The 21,048-nt window shown below is 58.3% G+C and carries 20 protein-coding genes; 15 read left to right on the forward strand and 5 right to left on the reverse strand.

What is annotated here, in order from left to right; all coding sequences use genetic code 11:
* Positions 1-167 precede the first annotated feature (167 nt).
* The 3 genes from dnaE to ACR3EP_RS00285 all read left to right on the forward strand — a co-directional run bounded on the left by dnaE (position 168) and on the right by ACR3EP_RS00285 (position 4,349).
* Positions 168-3,668, forward strand: coding sequence for a DNA polymerase III subunit alpha (gene dnaE, locus ACR3EP_RS00275; protein ID WP_480635757.1), 3,501 nt, complete (start codon positions 168-170; stop codon positions 3,666-3,668).
* 85 nt (positions 3,669-3,753) lie between these two features.
* Positions 3,754-3,975: a YMGG-like glycine zipper-containing protein gene (locus tag ACR3EP_RS00280; protein ID WP_170347795.1), complete on the forward strand. Its 222-nt coding sequence runs from the start codon at positions 3,754-3,756 to the stop codon at positions 3,973-3,975.
* A gap of 5 nt (positions 3,976-3,980) precedes the next feature.
* The gene (locus ACR3EP_RS00285) at positions 3,981-4,349 is read left to right on the forward strand and encodes a hypothetical protein (RefSeq protein ID WP_480635759.1); all 369 of its coding nucleotides are present in this window, start codon (positions 3,981-3,983) and stop codon (positions 4,347-4,349) included.
* 44 nt (positions 4,350-4,393) lie between these two features.
* Here the strand turns inward: ACR3EP_RS00285 and ACR3EP_RS00290 are convergent, their stop codons facing one another.
* Together ACR3EP_RS00290 and ACR3EP_RS00295 are read right to left on the reverse strand one after the other, a co-directional pair.
* Positions 4,394-5,152: an SDR family NAD(P)-dependent oxidoreductase gene (locus ACR3EP_RS00290; RefSeq protein WP_480635760.1), complete on the reverse strand. Its 759-nt coding sequence runs from the start codon at positions 5,150-5,152 to the stop codon at positions 4,394-4,396.
* 105 nt (positions 5,153-5,257) lie between these two features.
* Complete coding sequence (locus tag ACR3EP_RS00295) at positions 5,258-5,452, reverse strand: SlyX family protein (protein WP_170360583.1); 195 nt, start codon at positions 5,450-5,452, stop codon at positions 5,258-5,260.
* A gap of 126 nt (positions 5,453-5,578) precedes the next feature.
* On the opposite strand from ACR3EP_RS00295, the gene hisS reads away from it, so the two are divergent.
* The 3 genes from hisS to hisG are packed head-to-tail and all read left to right on the forward strand — an operon-like array spanning position 5,579 to position 8,844.
* Positions 5,579-7,066 (forward strand): histidine--tRNA ligase, encoded by a 1,488-nt coding sequence (gene hisS, locus ACR3EP_RS00300; protein WP_170347798.1) that lies wholly within the window; start codon positions 5,579-5,581, stop codon positions 7,064-7,066.
* Between the two features lie 3 nt (positions 7,067-7,069).
* The gene (locus ACR3EP_RS00305) at positions 7,070-8,158 is read left to right on the forward strand and encodes an ATP phosphoribosyltransferase regulatory subunit (RefSeq protein WP_480635762.1); all 1,089 of its coding nucleotides are present in this window, start codon (positions 7,070-7,072) and stop codon (positions 8,156-8,158) included.
* Positions 8,155-8,844 carry an ATP phosphoribosyltransferase gene (gene hisG, locus ACR3EP_RS00310; RefSeq protein ID WP_170347800.1) on the forward strand — a complete coding sequence of 230 codons (690 nt, stop codon included), beginning with the start codon at positions 8,155-8,157 and terminating at the stop codon, positions 8,842-8,844. The genes ACR3EP_RS00305 and hisG overlap by 4 nt, the downstream gene beginning before the upstream one ends.
* Here hisG and ACR3EP_RS00315 read toward each other — a convergent pair whose 3' ends face one another.
* Positions 8,845-9,276 carry a DUF1489 family protein gene (locus tag ACR3EP_RS00315; protein WP_170347801.1) on the reverse strand — a complete coding sequence of 144 codons (432 nt, stop codon included), beginning with the start codon at positions 9,274-9,276 and terminating at the stop codon, positions 8,845-8,847.
* Between the two features lie 129 nt (positions 9,277-9,405).
* On the opposite strand from ACR3EP_RS00315, the gene ACR3EP_RS00320 reads away from it, so the two are divergent.
* From ACR3EP_RS00320 to rpsD, 3 genes are all read left to right on the forward strand, one after another.
* Positions 9,406-11,688 (forward strand): adenosylcobalamin-dependent ribonucleoside-diphosphate reductase, encoded by a 2,283-nt coding sequence (locus tag ACR3EP_RS00320; protein ID WP_170374200.1) that lies wholly within the window; start codon positions 9,406-9,408, stop codon positions 11,686-11,688.
* A 315-nt stretch (positions 11,689-12,003) separates the two neighbouring features.
* Positions 12,004-12,381: a hypothetical protein gene (locus ACR3EP_RS00325; protein ID WP_170516620.1), complete on the forward strand. Its 378-nt coding sequence runs from the start codon at positions 12,004-12,006 to the stop codon at positions 12,379-12,381.
* A gap of 203 nt (positions 12,382-12,584) precedes the next feature.
* Positions 12,585-13,205 carry a 30S ribosomal protein S4 gene (gene rpsD / locus ACR3EP_RS00330; protein WP_170347804.1) on the forward strand — a complete coding sequence of 207 codons (621 nt, stop codon included), beginning with the start codon at positions 12,585-12,587 and terminating at the stop codon, positions 13,203-13,205.
* 124 nt (positions 13,206-13,329) lie between these two features.
* On the opposite strand, the gene ACR3EP_RS00335 is transcribed toward rpsD, so the two are convergent.
* On the reverse strand, positions 13,330-13,791 hold the full coding sequence (locus ACR3EP_RS00335; protein ID WP_480635765.1) for an Lrp/AsnC family transcriptional regulator: 462 nt from the start codon (positions 13,789-13,791) through the stop codon (positions 13,330-13,332).
* Between the two features lie 102 nt (positions 13,792-13,893).
* On the opposite strand from ACR3EP_RS00335, the gene ACR3EP_RS00340 reads away from it, so the two are divergent.
* From ACR3EP_RS00340 to ACR3EP_RS00355, 4 genes are all read left to right on the forward strand, one after another.
* On the forward strand, positions 13,894-15,309 hold the full coding sequence (locus ACR3EP_RS00340; protein ID WP_480635767.1) for an aminotransferase class V-fold PLP-dependent enzyme: 1,416 nt from the start codon (positions 13,894-13,896) through the stop codon (positions 15,307-15,309).
* 65 nt (positions 15,310-15,374) lie between these two features.
* Positions 15,375-16,460: a histidinol-phosphate transaminase gene (gene hisC / locus ACR3EP_RS00345; RefSeq protein ID WP_480635769.1), complete on the forward strand. Its 1,086-nt coding sequence runs from the start codon at positions 15,375-15,377 to the stop codon at positions 16,458-16,460.
* The gene (locus ACR3EP_RS00350; RefSeq protein ID WP_480635771.1) at positions 16,457-17,377 is read left to right on the forward strand and encodes a prephenate/arogenate dehydrogenase family protein; all 921 of its coding nucleotides are present in this window, start codon (positions 16,457-16,459) and stop codon (positions 17,375-17,377) included. Before hisC ends, ACR3EP_RS00350 begins: the two co-directional genes overlap by 4 nt.
* On the forward strand, positions 17,374-18,204 hold the full coding sequence (locus tag ACR3EP_RS00355; RefSeq protein WP_170347809.1) for an extensin-like domain-containing protein: 831 nt from the start codon (positions 17,374-17,376) through the stop codon (positions 18,202-18,204). The genes ACR3EP_RS00350 and ACR3EP_RS00355 overlap by 4 nt, the downstream gene beginning before the upstream one ends.
* On the opposite strand, the gene ACR3EP_RS00360 is transcribed toward ACR3EP_RS00355, so the two are convergent.
* On the reverse strand, positions 18,201-19,202 hold the full coding sequence (locus ACR3EP_RS00360) for a DUF2125 domain-containing protein (protein ID WP_480635772.1): 1,002 nt from the start codon (positions 19,200-19,202) through the stop codon (positions 18,201-18,203). The genes ACR3EP_RS00355 and ACR3EP_RS00360 overlap by 4 nt on opposite strands.
* A gap of 67 nt (positions 19,203-19,269) precedes the next feature.
* On the opposite strand from ACR3EP_RS00360, the gene ACR3EP_RS00365 reads away from it, so the two are divergent.
* A complete protein-coding gene (locus tag ACR3EP_RS00365; protein WP_480635774.1) occupies positions 19,270-19,800 on the forward strand; it encodes a gamma-glutamylcyclotransferase in 531 nt (176 codons plus the stop codon).
* A gap of 69 nt (positions 19,801-19,869) precedes the next feature.
* A complete protein-coding gene (locus ACR3EP_RS00370; protein ID WP_480635776.1) occupies positions 19,870-21,048 on the forward strand; it encodes a biopolymer transporter ExbB in 1,179 nt (392 codons plus the stop codon).

Raw genomic sequence — 21,048 nt, forward strand, 5'->3', positions numbered from 1 at the left:
TTCTGTAATATTCAGGCATCTGAAATTAAAGTGTTTTCTGTCAATCCAACGAATTTCTGCCCGAAGCACCTTCTGTAAAAACCGAACAATCGGTTTTGATTTTTTAAGCTTTCAAAAGCATCGGTTCCCGCTTTTGCCGCGCCGCTGGCTGGGATAGCGTAGGCGGTATGAGCAGCACCACACGATTCATTCACCTCCGCGTTCACACCGAATATTCCCTGCTGGAAGGCGCCGTACGGCTGAAAAAACTGCCCGCATTATGCGAAAAAATGGAGATGCCAGCCGTCGCCGTGACCGACACCAACAGCATGTTCTCGGCTTTGGAGTTTTCGGTCACCGCAAGCGGGGCAGGGGTGCAACCGATTATGGGGTGCCAGGTTGATCTGACCTATGTGCAGGCACAGCCGGGTGAAAAGCCGAAAATCCCGGCTCCGCTGGTGCTGCTGGCGCAGTCCGAGGTCGGATATGAGAACCTGATGAAGCTGAGCTCCTGTCTTTATGTGGACAAGGGCGGACAGCTTCCGCAAGTCACCTTGGAAGAACTGGCACAGCACTCGGACGGCCTGATCTGCCTGACAGGTGGGCCGGACGGGCCGGTGGGTATGTTACTGCAGCAAGGCCAACGCCCGGCGGCTGAGGCTTTGGTGGATCGGCTGGCGGGCATGTTCCCTGATCGTCTTTACATCGAGTTGCAACGCCATCCGGGCGAGGGTGGTCAGCCCGAGGCCGAACACCTGACCGAGCGTGGGCATGTCGAAATGGCCTATGCCAAGAACCTGCCGCTGGTCGCCACCAATGATGTCTTTTTTCCCACCTCGGACATGTACGAGGCCCATGATGCGCTGATCTGTATTTCCGAAGGGGCGTATGTCGATCAGCAGGACGGGCGCCGCCGTCTGACTGCGCAGCATTACTTCAAGTCGCAGCAGGAAATGGTGACACTGTTCGCCGATTTGCCCGAGGCGATCGAGAATACGGTGGAAATCGCCAAACGGTGCGCCTTCATGGCTTATCGCCGCGACCCGATCCTGCCGAAATTCGCCGATGACGAGGTCGCCGAATTGCGCCGCATCGCCAATGAGGGTCTGCAAAAACGTTTGGCGGTGATCCCGCATGCGGTGACGCCCGAGGAATATCAGGAACGGCTGGATTTCGAACTGGACATAATCGAAGGCATGGGGTTTCCCGGCTATTTCCTGATCGTTGCTGACTTTATCCAATGGGCGAAAGACGAAGACATCCCGGTGGGGCCGGGGCGGGGTTCGGGTGCGGGCTCGCTGGTGGCCTATGCTCTGACCATCACGGACCTTGATCCGCTACGTTATTCACTGCTGTTCGAACGGTTCCTGAACCCCGAACGGGTTTCTATGCCCGACTTCGATATCGACTTTTGCATGGACCGCCGTGAAGAGGTGATCCGCTATGTGCAGCAGAAATACGGGCGCGATAAGGTGGGGCAGATCATCACTTTTGGTGCCTTGCTGTCCAAGGCCGCTGTACGCGATATCGGTCGGGTGTTGCAAATGCCCTATGGCCAGGTGGATCGTCTGTCCAAGATGATCCCGGTCGAGGGTGTCAAACCCGTCTCCATCGAAAAAGCGTTGAAAGACGAACCCCGCCTGCGCGAAGAGGCCCGCAGTGAAGAGGTCGTGGACCGGCTGCTTACCTATGGCCAGCAGGTCGAGGGTCTGTTGCGGAACGCCTCGACCCACGCGGCGGGGGTAGTGATTGGGGACCGTCCGCTGGACGCGCTGGTGCCGCTGTATCAAGATCCGCGTTCGGATATGCCTGCAACCCAATTCAATATGAAATGGGTGGAACAGGCCGGTCTCGTCAAGTTCGACTTCTTGGGTCTGAAAACCCTGACTGTAATCCAGAATGCGATGGATCTGATCTTCAAATCCGGGCGACCCCTGCACATCGCCGCCGATAGCACGGAACTGTATGAGCCCGCCGAGGGGGCCGAAAACCAGATCAACGCTATCCCGCTGGATGACGAAGCGACGTATAAGCTCTATTCAGCCGCCAAAACCGTAGCGGTGTTCCAGGTGGAATCGTCGGGTATGATGGATGCGCTGAAACGCATGAAGCCCACGTGTATTGAGGATATCGTCGCGCTTGTGGCGCTCTATCGCCCGGGGCCAATGGAGAACATCCCCACCTACTGCGAGGTCAAGAATGGGCTTCGCAAGATTGAATCAGTACATCCTCTGATCGACCACATCCTTGAGGAAACCCAAGGCATCATCGTCTATCAGGAACAAGTGATGCAGATTGCGCAGGTGATGGCTGGGTACAGCCTTGGTGGCGCGGACCTGTTGCGCCGCGCGATGGGTAAGAAGATCAAAGAGGCGATGGATGCCGAACGCCCCAAATTCGAAAAGGGCGCGGGTGAGAATGGCGTGGATGCCAAGAAAGCCTCTGAGGTTTTCGACCTGTTGGAAAAATTCGCCAACTATGGTTTCAACAAATCTCACGCTGCCGCTTATGCAGTGGTCAGCTATCAAACCGGTTGGCTAAAGGCGAACCACCCGGTCGAGTTCATGGCGGGTGTCATGAACTGCGATATCCATCTGACCGACAAACTGGCCGTGTATTTCGAAGAGGTTCGCAAGGGGTTAGAGCTGCCCTACGTGCCGCCCTGCGTGAACCGATCCCTGTCAACCTTTGATGTGGTCGACGGGCAGTTGGTCTATGCGCTGGGCGCGCTCAAGAACGTGGGCGCCGAGGCCATGACCCTCGTGGTTGATGGCCGAGGCGATAAGCCATTCGTCAACCTGTTCGACTTTGCCCGCCGGGTGGACCTGAAGAAAGTCGGCAAACGCCCGCTTGAAATGCTGGCGCGGGCCGGAGCATTCGACCAGCTTGATAAAAACCGCCGCCGTGTGTTCGAAAGCCTTGATCCGCTGGTACAGTACTCGGCGGCGATCCACGACCAAAAGAACTCGAACCAGGTTTCACTATTTGGCGAAGCAGGCGATGACTTGCCCGAACCCCGCTTGTCGCAAACGCCGGACTGGCTGCCTGCGGAGCGCCTGAGCGAAGAGTTCAAAGCCATCGGTTTCTATCTGTCCGGTCACCCGCTGGACGACTATATGCCCGCGCTGAAACGCAAGAAGGTCATGACATTGGATGAGGTGACGGAACAGGCGCGCTCGGGCCCGTTCATTGCCAAGATGGCCGGTGTGGTCTCTGGGCGTCAGGAACGCAAATCGGCCAAGGGCAACCGCTTTGCTTTTGCGCAATTGTCTGATCCAAGTGGGGCGTACGAGGTCACGCTGTTCTCGGAAACCCTGGAGAAATCGCGCGAGTTTCTAGAGACCGGATCGCAAGTGGTGCTGACCGTCAAAGCCGAAATGGAATCCGATCAGCTCAAGTTGCTTGCGAATTCTGTTGGGCCGGTTGATTCTGTAGTTGCCGAAGCAGGCGCAACTGGGTTGCGAATATTTGTTGACGTCCCCGAGGTGCTTCCGACGGTCGCCAAGGTTCTAGAAGACGCGGCTGGTGCAGCCAAGCGCGCGGCCAAAGGGCCGGTCCACATCTGTCTGCTGGATCCCGGTCTGCCGGGGGATGTTGAGATGGATCTGGGACAGGATTTCCCAATCAATCCGCAGATCAAGGGGGCCATTAAATCTTTGGATGGCGTCACCATGGTCGAGGAAATCTGACCCACCCTTTTGTTGCCACAGTGTTTTTGCGCCGCTAGGCTGGACTTATGCTCCGTTTCGGGGTGTGTCACAGGAGGGCACAGCTATGGCAATTACAGCTATTGGGTTCAGAACATTTGCATTGGCAGCCGCTGCGTCACTGGCGGTGGCGTCCGGGTCGCTGGCAGATGACAAGGATGACAAGAAGAAAAAGCAAACGATCGAAGGCGCTTTGATCGGAGCGGGCGTGGGTGCGTTGATCGGCGACGGCAAGGGTGCAGCCATCGGTGGCGTGGCCGGGGCCATTATCGGACATAACTGGAAGTGATTGTGATGCGGTTTGTTAGATTCAGAATGCTTGTTTGCGCCGCGATCCTGGCGGCCCCGTGTTTGGCGACGGCCGATGAGGCTGCTGAACAGATGGTCCAGGACGCATTGCCTGTGATGCACTATACCTGCGCCTCGATTGCCGAGGAGGCGGACGGGGATGAAGCCTTTGTTGTAGAGGTTGTTGGTAAGATGACGGCCCTATCGCTCTACAACCGCCAGATCAATATCGAAGATCACGCGACCACGGACGAAGAAAAGGCCCAACTGCGTGAAGCTTTCATAGCCGCACTGTCGGAAGGCTGCGCCGCGGATAAGCATGCCCTCTTGGGCGGAGTGGTCGACAACGCAGTGAAAACAACGCTGGGTCTGTGATCAACGGTTTTCCGTATCTCTGACCAGATTTCTGGATTGAGAATTCAGTCGGGTGACCGCAGTGCGGGCAGCCCGACGCCAGTGCTCTCGAACCCGCCATCGGACGCAATCACTTGGCCAGTTACATAGCTGGCCTTGTCCGAGCATAGAAATAAGATCACCTGAGCGATCTCTTCTTCCGAACCATAACGGTTCAGCGGAATGGCGTCATGATACGCGTTGATGATTTCGGGTGTGTGAACGGCCATCGCCAGCTTGGTACGAACCGGGCCGGGACAGACGCAATTGGCTCGAATCCCGTATTCTCCCAATTCTGCGGCTTGCTGTTTGGTCAGGTGGATGACGCCAGCTTTTGAAGTGCCGTACGCAACACGTAGGGTGCTGGCCCGCAGTCCCGAGATCGAGGCGATATTGACAATGGAGCCCCGGCTTTCGCGAAGGGCTGGAATTGAAGCCTGTGAAACCAGAAACACACCGTCAAGATTGGTTTCCATGACGCGGCGCCACACCGCAAAGTCGTGTTGCTCGATTGGTCCAAATTCGGCGATACCCGCATTGTTCACCACGGCGTCAATTCGTCCAAAATTCGATATAACGGCCTGTATTGTATCGTCCACCTGATCTGGATCTGAAACATCGGCAACAATCGGCGCCGTGCCATCAAGACCGCTGGCCGCCTCGGTCAATGCGTCAGCATCACGATCGACCATCGCAACGTGCCACCCGTCCTGGAGAAACAGTCTTGAGGTAGCCAGCCCAATACCGCGCGCGGCACCGGTAACCAGAGCGAGTTTTTTGACCATTAATTTTCTCCGGTTATTTGGTTGCTGTGAATGCAACCCGTTTCACCAATGAGACTGAAGAAATAGAATTTCAGCCTCTTGATAAAGGTGGTACACAAAAAGCGCTCAATAATGCGGCGGACGTTCGTCTCCGAACACAACACCACCTGATCCTTCCTGCGCCCGTTCGCTTTCGCGACGCATCAGCATCTCGACCCGGCGGGTCAGGCGGTCGATCTCGGATTGCTGGCGGGTGACAACCGTGTTTAGTTCTTCGACCGTGCGGGTCAGATGGGCGATCTGCTCTTCCAGATGCTGCATGGGGGACTCCTTCTTTGCCGGTCATAGCGACACGTGAGGCCCAAGGCCAGCGAAAGCGCGCCTTGCCCCGATGCGGGCCATGAGATAGACCGCGCGCGGAACACTAAACGCCCAAGGACGCCCCACATGGCCAAGCCCAAGAAACAGCCCCGCCCCAAGGCAGTAACGCCAAAAGGGTTCCGCGACTATTTCGGCCAGGAAGTCACGCAGCGCACCGAGATGCTGCGGGCTATTGCGGACGTCTATCATCGATATGGTTTTGATGCCTTAGAGAGCAGCGCGGTTGAGACCGTTGAGGCGCTGGGCAAGTTCCTTCCCGACGTGGATCGCCCGAACGAGGGTGTGTTCGCGTGGCAGGAAGTGGACGAGAATGACAAGGGCGACTGGATGGCCCTGCGCTATGACCTGACCGCGCCACTGGCCCGTGTCTATGCGCAGCACCGCAATGATCTACCGACACCTTATCGCCGCTATGCGATGGGCCCGGTCTGGCGCAACGAGAAGCCGGGTCCGGGACGCTATCGTCAGTTTTATCAGTGTGACGCGGATACTGTGGGTACGGCCTCGATGGCGGCCGATGCCGAGATTTGCGCCATGTTGTCGGACACGCTGGAAACCGTGGGCATCCCGCGCGGCGACTACTTGGTTCGGGTCAACAACCGCAAAGTTCTGAACGGCGTGCTTGAGGCGATGGGTCTGGGCGAAGACGCTGCTGCCCGCGACAATGTCCTGCGCACCATCGACAAGTTCGACAAGGTGGGTGAGCAGGGCGTGCGCGAGTTGCTGACCAAAGGCCGTCTGGATGCCTCGGGGGCGTTTATCGACGGCGTGGGCCTCAGCGACGATCAGGCCGAACCAGTGATTGCTTTCCTGACTTCGAAAGCCGCAGACACCGCTGGGACATTGGCCAACCTTCGTGCTGCTGTCGGTGACAGCAAGATCGGTGCCGATGGTATTGCCGAACTGGAACAGATCGGCGCGTTGCTGGATGCGGGCGGCTACGGTGCGGATCGGATCGAGATTGACCCTTCAGTCGTGCGTGGCCTCGGTTACTATACCGGGCCGGTGTATGAGGCCGAACTGACCTTTGAGATTTTCGACGAGAAAGGCCGCAAGCGGCAGTTCGGGTCGGTCTCTGGCGGTGGTCGCTATGACGATCTGGTCAAGCGATTTACCGGGCAGGAAGTGCCTGCGACCGGTATTTCCATCGGCGTCGACCGATTGCTGGCCGCGTTGCGCGAAAAGGGTCGGATCGCTGCGCAGGCGACAGGCCCCGTCGTTGTGACTGTCATGGACCGGGATCGGATGGCCGACTATCAGACCATGGTGGCCGAGCTGCGCAATGCTGGCATCCGGGCCGAGGTCTATCTGGGCAATCCCAAGAACTTTGGCAATCAGCTGAAATATGCGGATAAGAGGAACTCTCCGATCGCGGTGATTGAAGGCGGCGATGAAAAGGCCAATGGCATCGTACAGATCAAAGACCTGATCCTGGGTGCGAAGATCGCCGAAAGCGCCACGCTGGAGGAATGGAAAGAACGCCCAAGCCAGTTTGAAGTGCCGCGTGGCGATCTGGTCGCCAAGGTGCGCGAAATTCTGGACAGTCAGGACTGATCCATGGCCAACCGTTCCCAGATACAAGCCCGCGCCGCGATGATGCGGGTCCGGTTCGAGGCCGCTGGTGCACAGGTCGTCGACCCGCCCCTGTTGCAACCAGCCGAAACGCTGCTGGACCTCTATGGCGAAGATATCCGTGCCCGAGCCTATGTGACCTCGGATGCGCTGCGCGGCGAACAGATGCTGCGCCCAGATTTCACGCTGCCAGTCGTGCAGATGCACATGAGCGATGGGGCTGAACCCGCGCGCTATACTTATTCCGGTGAGGTATTCCGCCGTCAGGAGCACGACCCGGATCGGTCAAACGAATACATTCAGGTGGGGTACGAGGTCTTTGACCGCGATGATCCCTCGGGCGCAGATGCCGAGGTTTTTTCGCTGTTCGCCCTTCAGCTGCGCGGGCTGCCGTTGCGTGCGGCGACCGGCGATATTGGCATCCTGATGGCTGCGGTTCAGGGCCTGCGCACCACGGATCGCCGCAAGGCCGCCCTGATGCGGCACCTGTGGCATCCGCGTCGTTTCCGCAATCTGCTGGATCGGTTTGCAGGGCGCAAGCCGGTGCCAGAAGGCCGTGATGCCTTGCTGGATTCCCAGGACCCGCTGGCCATTGATGTGCCGATGATCGGCAAACGCCGCGTAAGCGAGATTGAGGCGCGGATCGAAGCCTTGCGCGAAGACCGCGACATCCCGCCGATTTCCGACAGCGAACTAGGCGGGTTGGAAACTTTGCTCAACGTGCGCGAAACCATGCCTTTTGCGTTAGAGCAATTGCGCGATGTGGCGGTAGACCTGCCGCAGATTACCCCGGCGCTGGACCGTCTTGAGATACGCGTGGCCGCATTGCAGGCGCGTGGCGTCGATGTCGAGAGGCTGGACTTCGAAGCTGCCTATGGCCGTACTTCCATGGAATATTACGACGGGTTCGTCTTTGGCTTTTATGCCGAGGGACGCCCGGACCTGCCTCCGGTTGCCACAGGTGGGCGGTATGATGCGCTGACCCGGCAATTGGGCAATGGTGCTGAAATCCCTGCTGTGGGTGGCGTGCTGCGCCCTGACCTGATCCTGGAAATCGAGGAGGGCGCGCAATGAGCCTGAAACTGGGCGTGCCCTCGAAGGGCCGGTTGATGGAGAAAACCTTCTCGTGGTTTGAAAAGCGCGGCATTACCCTGTCGCGCAGTGGTTCGGACCGGGAATATGCCGGCAAGGTCGAAGGGATTGAGGGCGTATCGCTGATTCTGCTGTCTGCAGGGGAAATTCCGCGCGAACTGGCGGCTGGGCGCATTCATCTGGGCGTGACCGGTATTGATCTGGTGCAGGAAAAGCTGCCGCGCTGGGAACAGCAGGTGGAAGAGGTGTCACAGCTGGGCTTCGGTAAGGCTGACCTGATCATTGCGACACCGGCCTGCTGGGTGGATGTCGACACGCTGGACGATTTGGACGCTGCTGCAGCGGCCTTTCGTAAAACCCATGGCCATCGGCTGAGGATTGCCACCAAGTACCACCGGCTGGTGCGCGAGTTTCTGACCGATGCGGGCGTCGCCGATTACACCCTGGTCGACAGTCAGGGTGCGACCGAGGGCACGGTGATGAACGAAACGGCCGAGGCGATTGCGGATATCACTTCGACCGGTGAAACCCTGCGGGCAAATCACCTGAAGATTCTGTCGGACGGAGTGATCTTACGGTCGCAGGCGACGCTGTGGCGCAGCAGGGTGCCCAACTATTCAGCCGATGACAAAGCGGTTCTATCCAAGTTACTGGATCACCTGACCTGATCAAAGCACTCCGATTTCGGCCAGCGCGCGGTTCAAATCATCGGGCAGGGCGTCGTCCTGCTCGCGCCCTTGTGGCAGATCGGCAGGGGTGTCTTCGGGTTTCAAATAGCGCCAGCCCTGAAACGGGCGCTTCAGAGCGGTTTGCGTACGGTGCACCTCTGGATCAAGCACGATGGCGCAACGGCGGATGCCGTCCTCACCGCGCACCTCATCCAGCCGCAGGATGCGCTGACGGCATTGGATTACACCCTTGATCACCCAATAAATTGACCCGCCGTTCAAAATCTCGGCCTCGCGCTTGGGCCACATGCGGGTGACATGGCGCGGGCAACCATCCTCGTACAGCGGTTTACGGCTGTCCTGCCACGCGATCAGCGTGTCTACACTTTCCGATCCGACCGAGAGTTTTATCAGGTTTACGTACTTATCCACAGCTTTCCCACAGAGTCGTCCCAAGGCCCACCTTTATATTGTAGCCTGATGACCGGCGTCATCAAGGTGTTGTGGTGGACGTGTGATTTAGGATAGTCTGGATACCTCTTTCAGTACAGGGAATCACCAATGAGCCGCTTTGCCGCCCCCATCGCCGAGCAGATCTGGGACATGAAATACCGCTTCAAACAGGCGGATGGCACACCGATCGACCAGACAGTCGAAGACAGCTGGCGGCGCATTGCCCGCGATTTGGCACGAGTGGAAAAAGATCAGGGGCATTGGGAAGATAAGTTCTTTGAAGCGCTGGAAGATTTCAAATACCTGCCCGCAGGTCGTATCACTGCGGGCGCAGGTACTGCACGGCAGGTGACCCTGTTCAACTGTTTTGTCATGGGAACCGTTCCCGACAGCATGGGCGGTATCTTTGACATGCTGAAAGAGGCTGCGTTGACCATGCAGCAGGGTGGGGGGATCGGCTATGATTTCTCGACCATCCGCCCACGTGGGGCTGATGTGCATGGGGTGGCCGCCGATGCCTCGGGGCCGTTGTCGTTCATGGATGTGTGGGACGCGATGTGCCGCACTATCATGTCGGCGGGTTCGCGCAGGGGTGCGATGATGGCCACCATGCGCTGCGATCACCCGGATATCGAACAGTTCATCACAGCCAAATCCGACCCGGCCCGCCTGCGCATGTTTAATATGTCGGTGCTGGTGACCGACCCCTTCATGGAAGCCGTCAAAGCCGACGGCCCGTGGGATCTGGTCTTTGGTGAAAAGGTCTATCACACCGTTCAGGCGCGCGATCTGTGGAACAAAATCATGCAGGCCACCTATGACTATGCCGAGCCGGGCGTGATCTTCATCGACCGCATCAACCAGGCCAACAACCTGAGCTATGTGGAAACCATCGCCGCCACCAACCCATGTGGTGAACAGCCCCTGCCGCCATATGGCGCGTGTCTGCTGGGCTCGATCAACCTTGCGCGATTGGTAGCTGAACCTTTCGAGGATGCAGCACACCTGGATGAGGCCGCATTGCAGGATCTGGTCGCCACCGCCGTACGCATGATGGACAATGTGGTCGACGCGTCGAAATTCCCGCTGCCGGAGCAGGCGGCCGAAGCGCAAGCCAAACGCCGCATCGGGCTGGGTGTGACAGGTCTGGCAGATGCATTGTTGATGAAGGGCCTGCGCTATGGCTCGGACGAGGCGGCGCGTCAGACCGAGCGCTGGCTGCACGCGATCGCCCGCGCCGCGTATCTGGCGTCGGTGGACTTGGCGAAGGAAAAAGGGGCGTTCCCCCTGTTCGATGCCGAGAAATTCCTGGCCAGCGGCACGATGCAGCAAATGGACGAGGATGTGCGCGATGCGATCCGTGAACATGGCATCCGCAATGCATTGCTGACCTCGATTGCGCCCACAGGGACGATTTCCCTATACGCCGGGAACGTGTCATCGGGAATCGAGCCGGTCTTTGCTTATGCCTATACGCGCAAAGTTCTGCAGAAAGACGGCTCGCGCACCGAGGAAGAGGTGGTGGATTATGCCGTGCAGATGTGGCGTGACAAGTTCGGGGACGCGGAATTGCCCGACTATTTCGTCAATGCGCAGACGCTACCACCGTCCGATCACGTCAAGATGCAGGCCGCGGCGCAGAAATGGATCGACAGTTCGATTTCCAAGACGATCAACTGCCCCGAGGACATCAGCTTTGACGCGTTCAAGGATGTTTACATGCAGGCGTGGGATCAGGGGTGCAAAGGCTGCACCACCTATCGACCGAATGACGTGACCGGGTCGGTGCTGACCGTTTCGGAAAGTGCCGACACTGCGCCGGGCGAAAGCGCCGCTGCGCCGCATGAGGTCGATGGAGGCGAAGTCGTGTACATGTCCGAGCCTTTGGATCGTCCGCAGGCGTTGGAGGGGTCGACCTATAAACTGAAGTGGCCCGATAGCGAGCACGCGATCTATCTGACCATCAATGACATTGTCATCGGCGGCCGGCGTCGCCCGTTCGAGGTGTTCATCAACTCGAAGAACATGGAACACTACGCTTGGACGCTGGCGCTAACCCGGATGATCTCGGCTGTGTTCCGGCGGGGCGGGGATGTATCCTTTGTGGTCGAAGAGTTGAAGGCTGTGTTTGACCCGCGCGGCGGAGCCTGGGTTCAGGGCAAATACATCCCGTCGATCCTGGCCGCGATTGGTGGCGTGATCGAGCAGCACCTGATCAATATCGGCTTTCTTGAAGGGGAAGGCATGGGGCTGAAATCCGACCCTCAGGCGCAGGTGGTCAACATGGATGCGCCACGCGGCAAAGCCTGCCCGTCCTGTGGTCAGTTCGATATGGTGATGATCGAAGGTTGCATGACCTGCCGCAGTTGCGGGCATTCCAAGTGTGGCTGAGTTAGAAATCCTAAATCAACAAAAGTTGATCGATTCTGGCGGGAAAATACCCCTCCGGAAGTCAATAGTTGAATCTCAAAGGCCACAATTTCGTTAACAATACATTAACGTCTCTTTTCCGCCTTAATTTACGTTGATAAGGGTATCCCAGTACGCAGTGATGGGTTTAAGGGTACAGGCGGTAATATGAGAACCGGACAAAGCGGTCGTATAGCCATTTTTTGGAGGCAGACGGAAATCGATGGACTTGAGGCAGCGCCCTTGTCCTTTTTGAGCGTCGGAGCTGCCTGGTCGTGGCGCGGACAGGCACGATTTTTGAAGAATTCCTCTGTGCAGATGCTGGAAGGAGCCGAAGACATTGGTTCCGACTTAGCGACGCTGAGCCATTGCGTGCATGTTCAAAACCTTTCAGAGGAAGCGAGTGGCCTGCTTGTGTTGACCAACGGTGCGCAAACTTTCACAGCGGCGTTGTTCCCAGTTGCTGGCGAATCAGCCCCGATGCTGGTCTTCGAAGGCGATTGCCCAGAGCGGGATCAGGATTTCTGGATTAGTGAAGTCGCCGAATCTGCGGGCCAAGGGAACGAAGCAACCGGGATGGATGAGACTGTCATAGCGTTCCCATCCCGATCCACTCCGGTCCTGGATGATCAAGATCAGCAGAGGGCGGTTTCTGTCGGACGCAGAGCTGACTGACCCGCAGGTAAACCTCGATTTCAATGGAAATTCCAATGTTGCATGGCATGGTGTGTTGACTCTGCCGGTTTCGCGGATATAAGCGCGGCTTCATTGGTGTTGGTGGCCCCCGCAAGGGGATGCCTGTCATGGGGGAAACCTCAAGAGGACAACGCCCTTCATAGTGGTCCGTCTGGACCTCGACCTTAAGAAGGAGATCAGCCGTGACCAAACGCACGTCTGCCAAGCACAAAATCGACCGCCGGATGGGCGAAAACATCTGGGGTCGTCCGAAATCCCCGGTCAACCGCCGCGAATACGGCCCCGGCCAGCACGGTCAGCGCCGCAAGGGTAAACTGTCGGACTTCGGTCTGCAGCTGCGCGCCAAGCAGAAGCTGAAAGGTTACTATGGCGACCTGACCGAGAAACAGTTCCGCCGCATCTACGCAGAAGCCGTCCGTGTGAACGGTGATACTGGTGAAAACCTGATCGGTCTGCTGGAGCGCCGTCTGGACGCTGTTGTTTACCGCGCCAAGTTCGTGCCGACCGTGTTTGCTGCACGTCAGTTCGTGAACCACGGACACGTCAAAGTGAACGGCAAGCGGGTCAACATCCCCAGCTACCGCGTCAAAGAAGGCGACGTAATCGAAGTGCGTGACAAGTCCAAGCAACTGGCTGTTGTTCTGGAAGCTGTTGCTTTGGCCGAGCGTGATGTGCCTGACTACATCGACGCAGACCACTCGAAAATGACCGCGACTTTCGTGCGCGCACCGGGTCTGGGCGATGTGCCGTACCCGGTCATGATGGAGCCGAACCTGGTCGTCGAATTCTACGCGAAGAACTAATCTTCGCCGAGACGCAAAATTTAAAGGGCCGCGCTTTCAGCGCGGTCTTTTTTTGTTTGTAGGGGCTCTGCCCCAGTCGATGCGCGACTCCCCCGAGATATTTTTGGCCAGATGAAAAAGCGGATCAGATCGGCAGGGGGCGACCTTCGGCGATTGCTTCCATCGCGAAATACGAGGTCACGCTGTCCAGTTCGACTTTTTCGATCAGGCGTTGATAGACCTTGTCATATGACGCCATGTCCTCGGTCACGACCTTCAATTGATAGTCATAGTCGCCACCAATCCGGTGGAAATCCACCACTTCGGGGATGGTCAGTACGTGGCTGCGAAATGCTTGCAACCAGTCGGCCGAGTGATGCCGGGTGCGCAGCATAACAAAAACCACAAGGCTTAGCCCCAACTTCTCGCGGGCAATCCGTGCGGTTGAGCCGGTAATCACGCCATCCTCATTCAGTGCCTTCAACCGCCGCCAACAGGCGTTCTGCGACAGCCCGACCCGATCGGCCAGTTCGCGTTGGGACAAGGTCGCGTTTGTTTGCAGCTCACGCAGGATGCGTTTATCAATTTGATCTATTTTTTCCGCCATTCCTGATCATATGACACAAATTTTTTAAAATCTATCAAAAGAACGGTGAAGATTACTCAGGCAAAAGCAATCACATTGGTAGGGCAATACGGAGACTATGCCATGACCCTGTCCAAATTTCGCGCAGACATCCTGTCCACCACTCGCAATTCAAGCCTGCGCGACGGGCTGATCGGAGAGAACGTTCTGATCCCGGGTCTACATGGGGACGTGCCGCTGGTTTATGCGGATTACGTCGCTTCGGGCCGTGCGCTGCGGCAGGTTGAGGATTTTGTCACCGAACAGGTGCTGCCTTTTTATGCCAACAGCCACACCGAGGCCTCCTATTGCGGTTCATACATGACTCGGTTGCGCCGCGAGGCGCGTGCAGAGATTGCCCGCATCGTTGGCGCGAGGGGAGAAGACGCGGTGATTTTCACCGGGTCCGGCGCTACTGCGGGTCTGAACCGGCTGGTCAGCTTGTTGGGTGTGGATGCGGCTGACCGGCCGGTCGTTTTGATCGGGCCGTACGAGCATCATTCGAACATTTTGCCGTGGCGTGAAAGCAAGGCACAGGTGATCGAGATTCCTGAAGCTATTGAAGGTGGGGTTGATCTGGCGGCGCTGGAGCAGGTTCTGATCGACAATGCTGCATCGGATCTAATCATCGGGTCGTTTTCGGCTGCGTCGAATGTAACCGGAATCATTACCGACCCGGATCCGATCACCCGACTGCTCAAGGCACATGGCGCCGTTTCGGTCTGGGATTACGCAGGCGGTGGTCCTTATCTGCCGATGGACATGGGGCCAGAGGATGCGCGCAAGGATGCTATCGTTGTGTCTCCGCATAAGTTTCCGGGCGGGCCGGGAGCGTCGGGTGTTCTGATCGTCAATCAGACCGCCGTGCGCCGCACATGCCCCAGTTGGCCCGGTGGTGGCACGGTCAGTTTTGTTTCGCCCTGGCGGCACGACTACAGCGAGGACCTGGCCACGCGCGAAGAGGCCGGAACACCCAACGTGGTCGGAGACATCCGCGCGGCGCTAGCCTTTATCGTCAAGGATGTTGTCGGCACTGATGAGATCGCCGAAAAAGAGGCGCAGTTTAACCGTATGGCGCTGGACGGGTGGGGTGATAACCCGAACCTGACCTTGCTGGGCGTCGATAACCCGCATCGTCTGCCGATCTATTCCTTCCTTGTGCGGGATAACTCTGGCCAGCCGGTTCATCAGCAACTGTTCACCCGGATGCTTAGCGATATTTATGGCATTCAGGCGCGCGGCGGCTGTGCCTGTGCGGGGCCATATGCGCACCGTCTTCTGGGGATCGACCGCGCAACCTCGGATGAATTGCACGCGGCCCTGTCCGCGGGGGAAGAGATGAGGAAACCCGGCTGGGTGCGGCTGAACTTCTCGTATTTGATGAGCGAAGAGACTGTTCAGTTCATCATCGACAGTATTAATGACCTGTCCCACCGGACCGAAGAGTTCGTGCCATTCTACAACGCTGACCCGGCAACGGCCCGCTTCAAAGCGGCGTGACGGAATTGCCGCTTTTCTCAACGCGTTGAGACGGGTATGAGAGGCTCCAATTAACGGAGCCTCTTATGACCAAGATCACCCCTCAAACCGGCATTATGGACATCGCGCTGTATCAGGGCGGCCAGTCGCATGTGGCCGGGGTCGAGCATGTGATCAAGCTCAGTTCTAACGAAAACCCGTTCGGGCCCAGCCCCAAGGCGATTGAGGCGGTGCGCGACAGTGCCGTGACCTTGCATCGTTATCCCAGCACCGACCACGCTAGCCTGCGTGCCGCGATCGGGGAACGTCACGCGCTGGACCCCGCGCGGATCATCTGCGGTGTGGGCAGTGACGAGGTGCTGCAATTCGTGGCGCAAGCCTATGCCGGGCCGGGGGATGAGGTCATTTACACCGAGCACGGGTTTTCCATGTACCCGATTATCGCCCGCATGGCCGGGGCAACGCCGGTCATGGTGCCGGAACGGGATCGTCACGTGGACGTGGACAACATCCTTGCCGCGGTTACCGAGCAAACGCGCATCGTGTTTGTCACCAATCCAGGCAATCCGACTTCGACTATGATCGGCGAGGCGGACCTTGTGCGGTTGGCCGAAGCTTTGCCGCAAAGCTGTCTGATGGTCATTGACGGAGCCTATGCAGAATTCGTCGACGGGTTCGATGGTGGTGCGTCTTTAGTGGATCGGTTCGAGAACGTGATCATGACCCGTACGTTTTCCAAGATCTATGGGCTGGGCGGAATGCGGGTCGGTTGGGGCTATGCCGCGCAATCGATCATCGACGTGCTGAATCGTGTGCGCCAGCCGTTCAACCTGTCTCTGACCGCGTTGGCTGCGGCCGAAGCGGCGGTGAAAGACGACGACTACCTGACCTTCTGTCACGGCGAAAACGCCCGGCTGCGCGTTTGGCTTTCGGAAGAACTTGCCAAGATTGGCGTGCCTACAGACCCGTCTTGCACCAATTTCATACTGGCCCGTTTCACCGATCAGGCCGAGGCCGAGGCCTGTGACGATTACCTCAAGACGCAGGGTTTGATCGTGCGCCGTGTGGCGGGTTACAACCTGCCCAACGCCTTGCGGATTACCGTGGGCGATGAAGAGGCATGCCGCCGTGTCGTTGCGGCCATCACCGCATTCAAAGGGGGCGCCGCATGAGCCAGGTATACGACCGCGTCGCACTGATCGGGCTGGGCCTGATTGCGTCGTCCATGTTCTGGGCCATCAAACGCGCGGGTCTTGCGGGTGAGGTCACCGGCTATGCCCGGTCCGAGGCCACACGCGATACTGCCCGTCGGATAGGCCTGTGCGACCGCGTCTGTGACACGGTGCAAGAGGCGGTTGAGGGTGCTGATTTGGTAGTGCTTTGCGTACCCGTCGGCGCAATGGGGACGGTCGCGCAAGAAATCGCACCGGTCCTGAAACCGGGCGCGACGGTGACCGATGTGGGCTCGGTCAAGCGGCACGTGATAGAGGCGGTCTCGCCCCATATTCCCGAAGGAGTGCATTTCATACCGGCTCACCCGCTGGCAGGGACCGAGCATTCCGGCCCCGAATCCGGGTTTGCCGAACTGTTCGATAATCGCTGGAGTCTGCTGGTGCCGGTTGAAGGTTCGGACCCGGACGCAATCGCCCGTTTGCGTGCGCTTTGGGAAGGAATGGGCGCGAATGTGGATGAGATGGACGCGGACCACCACGATCTGGTTCTGGCCGTGACCTCACATGCGCCGCACCTGATTGCCTATACGATGGTGGGGGTTGCAGACGATCTGCGCCGCGTCACCGATAGCGAGGTCATCAAGTATTCGGCCGCTGGTTTTCGGGACTTCACCCGCATCGCGGCGTCGGACCCGACCATGTGGCGCGATGTGTTCCTAACCAACAAAGACGCGACCCTGGAAATCCTCGGGCGCTTTACCGAGGAGCTTTTTGCGCTGCAACGTGCTATTCGCACCGGCGATGGCGAACATCTGTTTGACTATTTCACTCGTACCCGCGCGATCCGGCGTGGGATTATCGATGCGGGGCAGGATACGGATGCGCCTGATTTCGGACGGGGAAAGGCAAACCCATGAAACGCGGCTGGAGGTTCCTTGTGATTGGATATTTGGCGGTCTGCGCCACAGTGTCCAACGCAGCGCCTCCTGAACAGTCGCTCGTTCCTATGGCGCGGCCCGCAACGACCGCTGTTCTGGCTTTTGCCAGCCCGTTGCCCAATGTGAAGACACGGCCTGTATTGCGCCCTGAGTCGCCGCAGGTCTTAGCCGTGGCAGCGCGCCCCTCGGAATTGCCGTTGCTGGGGCCGGATACCTCGTTGATGCCGTATCTACGGCCCAAGGAATTGGAACAGGAGGCGTTGTTCAAGAAACGCAAACTGCGCAAAACTTCGGTCTGTGGGGATATTGCTATTCAGGGCAAGCCTGTCGGAAATGTGCCCGGTCGTATCAAGGCCTGCGGCATCAAGGATGCTGTGCAAATCACCTCGGTTTCAGGTGTGGTGCTCAGCCGCCCGTCGACGATGGATTGCGGTACGGCGATGGCATTGAACAAATGGGTCGACAAAACGGTTAAACCCACCTTCAAGCGGCGCGGTCCGGTGGCCGAGCTTCAGATCGCTGCCCATTACGCTTGTCGGACCCGAAACAATCAAAAAGGGGCCAGAATTTCAGAACACGGCAAAGGCCGGGCAATCGACATCTCGGGCTTTAAGATGGCAGACGGAGAGGTCGTGACCGTTCTGAACGGCTGGCGAAAGAACCCGTCAAAACGTCAGCTGACCAAAGTCTGGCGCGGGGCGTGCGGCCCGTTTGGCACGGTTCTGGGGCCGAATGCGGACCGGTATCATCGCGATCATTTCCACCTGGATACGGCACGCCATCGTCGCGGGCCGTACTGCCGTTAACGCAGGATCAGACGCGGTGCCGGGCCCAAAGGGATTGGGCCCATGGCGACAAACCCATCGCGGAAATTCAGCTGCACGTCCAACGCATTGGGGTTGCCGCCAAGCCCGGCTAGAAAGTTCAACGTTGTTGTCACAGGGTCCACCGCCTGATCGGGCAGGGCGCCCGCTGCATTGGCCATGGCGATCATGTCGCGCCAGTTTTCGGCCCGGATCGCGATTTCTCCGGTGGGAATGCCCTGCGGGTCTACGTCCAGCTCTCCGGTTGCGAACAGGCGCAGCGCGCCCCATTTCATTTCTGCCAGGCGCAAGTCCAGCTTAACCGGTTGCGGTCTGCTTTGTTCCAGCGCGGATCGATCCCATGCCTTGTCGAAAGTGGCCGTCAGGTCCAGCTCCAGCGTTTCAAACGCTTGCGGCAGGGTAGTGGCCGAACGCATCAGTTCGCGCAGGTCATCGCCGGGGGTGAAGCCGTCTGCCTGCGCGCTGATCACATATGCCTCGGGGGTGGCAGTCTGTTCCATCACAAGGGCCAATGTGTTGCCCCCGGCCAAAGCCTCGGAATCATCGGTGATCGACCACGGCCCGGCAGTCAGAGCCATCTTTTCCAACATAAGCGCCACGCCGGGTTGCAGTTCCAGTTCGGCCTGCAGGTCGGTGGCCTGAATGGTTGCGGTCTGATCGAAATAGGACAGACGCTGCGGCGTGTCGGCAAATCGCAGCACTTGTCGACCAGGCCAGATTGCCGGGCTTTGGAATTCGATCCAGTCCGCGCTCCAGGCGGTGCCATTGACCGGATCGGCCAGCGCCGGGTTATTCAGGCGCGTCATGTGGTTCAGTGGATACCCGGCAGTTTCAACGTCTGAAAAATCAGCCTGCCAGCCCTGTTCCTGCTGTTTGTCAAACCATGCGGTGATCGCGTTGCGCAGGCCGAATCCGGCGACGAACCAATAGACGCTCCAGATTACAGCGATGAAAATGATTACCCGTATCAGACCGCGCATGGCAGTTCGCCCTTTTTCCCACCTCGGAATTGATGTTTATAGACGCAAACGGGCAAGGACCAGTGCTATGACGATGTGGGTTTTCGGATATGGATCGCTGCTGTGGAATCCGGGCTTTCCGGTGGCCCGCAGCGAACGCGCCACACTGAACGGTTATGCGCGGTCCTTTTGCATGAGCTCGATCCACCATCGCGGTACTGAAGACCATCCTGGTCTGGTTCTGGCGCTGGACGAACAGGCCGACGCCAATTGCAAGGGGCTGGCTCTGGCGGTTGAGGCAGGACACGAAGACCGCACCCTGCATGAATTGCGCGAGCGCGAGCTGATCTCGTCAGCCTATGTCGAGAAAATGCTGGACCTGCACCTGGACAGCGGCGAGGTTGTGAATGCCGTGACTTACGTGATCGACGCCGATCATGTGCAGTATTGCGGCGGTATCCCTCTGGAAGAGCAGGCCCAGATAATCGCCCATGCGGTCGGCGGGCGGGGGCCAAACACCGAATACCTCTATAACACCGCCGAACATTTGGCCGAGATCGACCTGCGCGACCCCGATCTTGAGTGGTTGGCGCAACGTGTGCGTGATATCATCGCATAAACCCTTGGCGTCACCGGTATAAGTTCGCTAGATTCAGCGCAGAGCAGGCAAAAACCGGGAACCACGCGCATGGCGCAGGCACATCAGGGCGCGAGACCTCATTTCTCGCATCCCATTCGACAGATTGTGATGATGTTGGTCGCAATAGGTCTGGCCGGGTTGGGCGTCTTTATGGCCTTGCCCTATGTGATGCCGGTGATTGAGGCCAACCCATACCTGAACGGCTTTATCATCCTGGTGTTCATCATCGGTGTTTTCGCCTGTTTCTTTCAGGTGACCCAACTGATCGGCTCTGTCCGATGGATCGAGGCGTTTGTGGGCGGTGTTGTGCGCGAAGATGCCCGCACACCGCAATTACTGGCACCGTTGGCATCCCTGCTGCGCGAACGGGGCGCGCGGTCTCAGATCAGCTCAACTTCGACACGGTCCATTCTGGATTCAGTCGCAGAACGGGTCGAGGAAGAACGTGAGATCACCCGTTATATCACCAACGTCCTGATCTATCTGGGTCTTTTGGGCACGTTCTTCGGGCTGGCCACCACGGTTCCCGCCATCGTGGACACGATCCGCAGCCTTAACCCGAAGGAAGGTGAAGAGGGGCTGGCCGTGTTCAACCGCCTTATGGTCGGGCTGGAATCGCAGCTGCAGGGCATGGGCGTGGCTTTCGGGTCTTCGTTGTTGGGTCTGGCTGGATCGCTGATCGTTGGTCTGTTGGAATTGTTTGCGGGCCATGGACAGAACCGGTTCTACCGCGAGCTTGAGGAATGGTTATCCTCGATCACCCGCGTTGGCTTCGGGGCCAGCGATGAAGGTGGCGCTGAACTGGCGGTTCTGACGCCAGTATTGGATGCCATGTCCGAACAGATGAACGCACTGCAGGATCTGTTTTCAGCGCAAGAGGCTGATCGCGCTGCGGTGTCGTCCAAACTGGGCCAATTGGCGGATTCGATCGGCGAAATGAACGTGCGACAGTCCGATACCGAGGGCGTGACAGCTGCCTTGGAACGGGTTGCGCTTGGGCAGGACGCCCTGCTGGATCACATGCGCGAACAGGGGGCTGGTGACGGGATAGACGCCGAAAGCCGTATGCGCCTGCGCTCGATGGATGTGCAGTTGCTTCGTATTCTCGAAGAAATCTCGGCTGGCCGTCAGGAAAGCATGAGCGAGTTGCGCAAGGATATCGAATTGCTGGTCAAAGCCCTGACCTTACCCCGAGGCGCCGTGCGAACCGCTCCGGAAGGAGAGTAA

The sequence above is a fragment of the Ruegeria sp. BB10 genome, from assembly GCF_056535725.1.